Raw genomic sequence first — 4844 nt, forward strand, 5'->3', positions numbered from 1 at the left:
GACCGCGCCGGCGCGCTGGCGGCCGCTGGCCACCGCGTGGCGGTCGCCGCGGTCGAACACCGCCAGCGGCGCGGCGCCGGTGTTGCGCACGCGGTAATCCACCCGCAGCGTGCGCCGGGCCGGGTCGTAGGCGAATTCGGCGTGCAGGGTCGCGCCCTGCCCCTGGGTTTCGACGCGGTCGGCGGACATGGCCTGGAGCGGGCTTGCGAGCAGGGCGGCGGCGAGGCAAACACCGTGTGCGCTGCGGCGGATTGAGGAAGACGGATTTGTTTCCATCGGATCGGTTTGCTCCGGCGGACGGTGTCGCGGTGTGGAGGCTTCGAAGCGATCGGGAAGAAAAGCGTCGGGACTGAAGTCCCTCCCACAAGGGGAAAACGGATTCGTTTCCATCGGATCGGTCGTCTCCGGTGGATGGCGTTGCGGCTTGGGAGCTTCGAAGCGATCGGGAAGAAAGGCGTCGGGACTGAAGTCCCTCCCACACTCGGTTCGGGCCGCGCTGGTCAATGCGAAGGCAGCCCGCGGTGAGTGCGGGCTGCCTTCGATCCCCAAGCCTCAGGCGCGCCGCGAACGTCGCCGGCGTCGCGGTTACAAGGTGTAGTTCGGCCGGTCCGGCAGGCCGAGTTCGGCGCGCATTCCGTTCTCGGTGAGCCAGTCGGGGTTGGCCGTGGTCTTGGGCGTGGCCGGATCGCCGTCGAAGTCGTAGGCCGGCGCGCTGGTCTCCAGGCCCACGGCCTGGCGCTCGGCGTTGGGCACTTCGCCGTTGTCCGGGCCGGTGCCGCGGTAGGTGCCCGGCTGGAAGGTGCCGTTGACGCCGTTATAGGCGTGCGACATCTCGTGGTAGAGCACGCCCACCGGCGCCGGGAACGCGTCCATGTGGAACGAGGGGTTGTAGCTGATCTGCACGTCGCCGCCGCGGCCCGGGCGGCCGCCGACGAGGTCGGCGTCGTTGCTGAAGGTCTGGGCGTAGCCGTTTTGTTCGTTGGCCAGTTCCTTGATGGTGACGCTGTTGCCGCGCGCGGCGGCCCGGTCGAACTCGGCGAGCATGCGCTGGCCGTTGGGCGAGCTGCGCAGGAAGTCGATCTCGGCGCCGACGCGCTGCTTGAACGCGTCGGAACCTTCGACGGTCACGCCCTTGGCCGCGCCGATCTCGACGTTGACCACGGTGTTGCGCGCGCCGGCGGCGGCGTTGATGAGGTCCATCGCGGTCTGGGCATAGACGGTGTCGTTGCCCGCGCGGTTGTCGACCGTGTCCTTGCCGGCGCCGGTGTAGATCGCGTCGTCGCCGTCGCCGCCGCGCAAGGTGTCGTCGTCGAGGCCGCCGGACAGCATGTCGTGGCCGGCGCCGCCATCGAGTTCGTCGTTGCCGCGGCCGCCTTCGAGGAAATCGACGCCGTCGCCGCCGAGCAGGCGGTCGGCGCCGTCGCCGCCGTAGACCACGTCGTCGCCGGCGCCCGCATCGAGCGTGTCGTCGCCGCTGTTGCCGAACAGGTCGTCGCGGCCGGCGCCGCCGGCGATGCGGTCGTTGCCCGCGCCGCCGTCGACGCGGTCGTTGCCGGCGCCGGTCGTCACCGTATCGTCTCCGGCGCCGGCATCGACCACGATGTTGACCTTGACGTTGGGCGCGACGGCGATGACGTCGTTGCCGTCGCCGCTGCGGATGGTCAGCTCCTGGTTCTCGGTCAGGCGCACGGCGTAGCGCTCGCCGTTGACGCCGACGTCCAGGGTGCCGTCGTCGCGCTGGGTGACGTTGACCTGATCGTTCTTGGCGCCGGTGGTCAGCACGATCTGGTCGGTGCTGATGTACTGGCGGCCGCCGCCGGCGTCGGCCAGGGTGCGTTCGCGCGCGATCGACACTTCGGCGCCGTCGTGCAGCGGATCGACCTGCACCGGCTTGCCGTCGGGCGTGCTGCTCTGGGTGCGCTGCTGCGGGTTGGTGGCGCTGCCGTCGATCTCGACCGTGCCGTCGGCGGCGAGGGTCGCGGTCGGTTCGATCGCCGCGGCCTGCAGCAGGCCCATCGGCTCGGGCGTCACCTGCCGGTTCGGGTCGGAGGCGGCCGGGTTGTCCCAATAGGCATCGGCCAGCGGCGGCGGCGCGGAGCGGGTGGCGTCGAGCTGTACGGACATGGGCGGACCTGCGCGTCGAGGAAACGAGGCTTCCTAGATACGCACAGGTATGGCGGCGTCCAAGCTAGCGCGTACCCCAGCTAGGGTCGGCCCCAGGCCGGGCGATGCCGTTGCGGGAAGGCTTCTAGTGCAAGGGAATTTTTGTGGGAGACCGCTTTGTGTGAAGGCCCTCCCACAACCGCATCGCTGCGCTCAGCGCACTTCCACCTCATAGATGCGCGTCGCCGGATCGGCCGGATCCTGCGCCGGCTCGCTGACCTGCAGCCGCACATACCGCGCCCAGGTCGGCGCGATGGCGTGGCGGCGCACGCTGTCGCGGTTGTCGCGCACCGACACCGCTTGCCGCCACTGCCGGCCGTCTTCGGACAGCGACAGCGTGTAGGCACGGGTGTTCATCGCCGCCGCCTCGCCGCCCGCGCCGGCGTGCTTGACCACCAGCTCGCGCACCCGCCGGCGCGCCTGCAGATCGATCTGCAGCCACGCGGGTTTTTCCAGCGTGCAGAACTTGTGTTCGGTCTTGCTGCTCAGGCGGCCGTCGACGGCCTTGATCGCCTCTTCGCCGGGCTTGCAGATCGGCGAGCCGGTGACCGGCCGGTGCAGGGCGAAGTTTTCCGCGGCGGTGGCGCTCGACGCGACCAGCAACGCCGCCAAGGTCATTGCCACGCGCTTCATACCGCCTCCTGCCGCTGCGCCAGCCATTCGCGCTTGCTCTGCACCGCGGTCTTGTAGCGGCCGTCGTGGCTCCAACCCGGCGGCATCAGCAAGTACAGCAGCTTGTTGCGCAGGCCCGGCGCGGCGCTCACATCGCGCAGCAATGCGCGGAATTCGCCGAGATACGCGTCGAAGAAACTGCCGGGCTTCATCGGCCGGGTGATGCCGTATTCGATGCGGATGTCCTCGCGCTGCGGCTGGTAGGTGCCGAACGCGCGGTCCCAGATATTGAGCAGGTTGCAGAAGTTGGTGTCCATGTACAGCGGATTGCGCGCATGGTGCACGCGGTGGTGCGCGGGCGTGAGGATCCAGCGATGCAGCCGCCCCAGCCTTCCGTCCTGGAGCGCGTGCTCGCCCAGGTGGATGAACTGCCCCCAGAACCCGTCGATCAGCATGATCAGCAGCAGCAACGGCGGGCTGACCCCGGCGAGGATGCAGATGCTGGTGCGCACCAGGTCCGCGTACGGCGCCTCCAGGAACAGATGCGCGTAGTTGACCGACAGGTTCATCGCGGTCGGCGCGTGGTGGGTCGAATGCAGGCACCACAGCAGCCGCACCTTGTGGGCGAGGTAGTGGTAGACGAAGTGGGCGAACTCCCAGACCACGTAGCCGTACACCAGCCCCCACCCGCTCACCTCGACCTGGAACAGCGCCAGCGGCTGCAGCAGCGCGATGCACAGCGCGACCACGCCGAAGCTCAGCACCGCGCCGATCAGCCGGTTGGCGAGCATGGTGAGGAACGGGATCTTGTAGTCCTCGAGCTTGAACCGGCGCCGGGCGATGGTGCGCAGCAGCTCGTAGACCAGCAGCGCCGGGATCACCGGGAACAGCAGCGCCTTGACCCCGGCCCCGCTGAGCAGGCCGCGGTAGCCCTCGCTGGCCAGCAGCTCCAGCAAGGCGCCCAGGCCGAAGAAACCCACCAGTTCGTGCACGGCCTGCGAGCCCAGGTCCATCGATTTTCCCGGTTTTAGATCGATCCAGCGTCGATATAGCCAGGGCCGGCGCGGCGTCTCAAGTGGGGCGTGGAAAATGCAGGCCGAAGGCGTTGGACGGGTGATTTGGCGGATTTGGACGCGGTCCGGCGGGCGACGGCCAACGCCGCTGGCGCGGGCCGCCTGGGGCGAGGATCGACGCCGAAGCCGGCTGCTTCGCCTCCGTTCGACATTTGCGTCGCGCCCGGCCGCCCCTGGGGCCGGCCCCGGATCGGGACGGCCGCGTGCTGCATCGCAACAGCCAGACGCGTAAAATGAGGCCCCCTTTCATCCATCCGGCCCGTCCCCGCGGGCCTCAGCAGTCGGAGCACACATGGGTCTGGACCACGTCCCCACCGGCAAGAACCCGCCGCACGAGATCAACGTCATCATCGAAATCCCGAAGGATGCCGAGCCGGTCAAGTACGAGGTCGACAAGGCGTCCGGCGCGATCTTCGTCGACCGCATCCTCTCGACCCCGATGCGCTATCCCTGCAACTACGGCTACGTGCCGCACACCGTGTGCGGCGACGGCGATCCGGCCGACGTGCTGGTGGTGCTGCCGCTGCCGCTGATCCCCGGCTCGGTGATCCGCTGCCGCCCGGTCGGCGTGCTGCGCATGAGCGACGAAGCCGGCAGCGACGAGAAGCTGCTGGCGGTGCCGGTGGACAAGGTCTTCGCCGGTTACTCGCACATCCACGACATCGCCCAGGTCAGCCCGCACTGGCTCGAGCGCATCGGCCACTTCTTCGAGCACTACAAGGACCTGGAGAAGGGCAAGTGGGTCAAGCTCGACGGCTGGGGCAACGCCGAAGAGGCCAAGCAGATCCTGGTCGAGGCGATCGAGCGTTATGCGGCCGAGGAAGACAAGCCGAAGTTCTGAGCGCATCGCGTCGCGAACCATGAAAAAGGCCGCCTCCGGGCGGCCTTTTTTTTCGCCCGACCGCCGCGCGATTGCGGCCCGCCCGCTGTAGGAGCGGCGCGAGCCGCGACCGCGACAATGCGACTACGACGAAACTTGCGGCGCAGTTGCATTGT

General features: G+C 68.9%; 5 protein-coding genes. 1 reads left to right on the forward strand and 4 read right to left on the reverse strand.

Translation table 11 applies throughout. The features are described from left to right. The 4 genes from A7A76_RS08400 to A7A76_RS08415 form a co-directional block, all read right to left on the reverse strand. Window positions 1-189 (reverse strand): hypothetical protein (locus A7A76_RS08400; RefSeq protein ID WP_206410774.1); only part of this gene is annotated, 189 nt, incomplete at its 3' end. 396 nt (window positions 190-585) lie between these two features. Beyond that, window positions 586-2124 (reverse strand): M91 family zinc metallopeptidase, encoded by a 1539-nt coding sequence (locus tag A7A76_RS08405; protein WP_206410775.1) that lies wholly within the window; start codon window positions 2122-2124, stop codon window positions 586-588. Window positions 2125-2316: 192 nt separating this feature from the next. Beyond that, window positions 2317-2796 carry a discoidin domain-containing protein gene (locus A7A76_RS08410; RefSeq protein WP_206410776.1) on the reverse strand — a complete coding sequence of 160 codons (480 nt, stop codon included), beginning with the start codon at window positions 2794-2796 and terminating at the stop codon, window positions 2317-2319. Then, entirely contained in the window at window positions 2793-3788 is a 996-nt protein-coding gene (locus tag A7A76_RS08415) for a sterol desaturase family protein (RefSeq protein WP_206410777.1), read from the reverse strand. Before A7A76_RS08415 ends, A7A76_RS08410 begins: the two co-directional genes overlap by 4 nt. Before the next feature lie 352 nt (window positions 3789-4140). Here A7A76_RS08415 and ppa point away from each other — a divergent pair, with 352 nt between their 5' ends. Beyond that, window positions 4141-4689: an inorganic diphosphatase gene (gene ppa, locus A7A76_RS08420; RefSeq protein ID WP_206410778.1), complete on the forward strand. Its 549-nt coding sequence runs from the start codon at window positions 4141-4143 to the stop codon at window positions 4687-4689. The last annotated feature ends 155 nt before the right edge of the window (window positions 4690-4844 follow it).

This window comes from Lysobacter enzymogenes (assembly GCF_017168095.1).
Classification (GTDB): domain Bacteria; phylum Pseudomonadota; class Gammaproteobacteria; order Xanthomonadales; family Xanthomonadaceae; genus Lysobacter; species Lysobacter enzymogenes_D.

Bases quoted from the DNA above. Each gene is read 5' to 3' on its own strand.
- ppa (WP_206410778.1), top strand. From the start codon at position 4,141: ATGGGTCTGGACCACGTCCCCACCGGCAAGAACCCGCCGCACGAGATC.
- A7A76_RS08405 (WP_206410775.1), bottom strand. From the start codon at position 2,124: ATGTCCGTACAGCTCGACGCCACCCGCTCCGCGCCGCCGCCGCTGGCC.
- A7A76_RS08415 (WP_206410777.1), bottom strand. From the start codon at position 3,788: ATGGACCTGGGCTCGCAGGCCGTGCACGAACTGGTGGGTTTCTTCGGC.
- A7A76_RS08410 (WP_206410776.1), bottom strand. From the start codon at position 2,796: ATGAAGCGCGTGGCAATGACCTTGGCGGCGTTGCTGGTCGCGTCGAGC.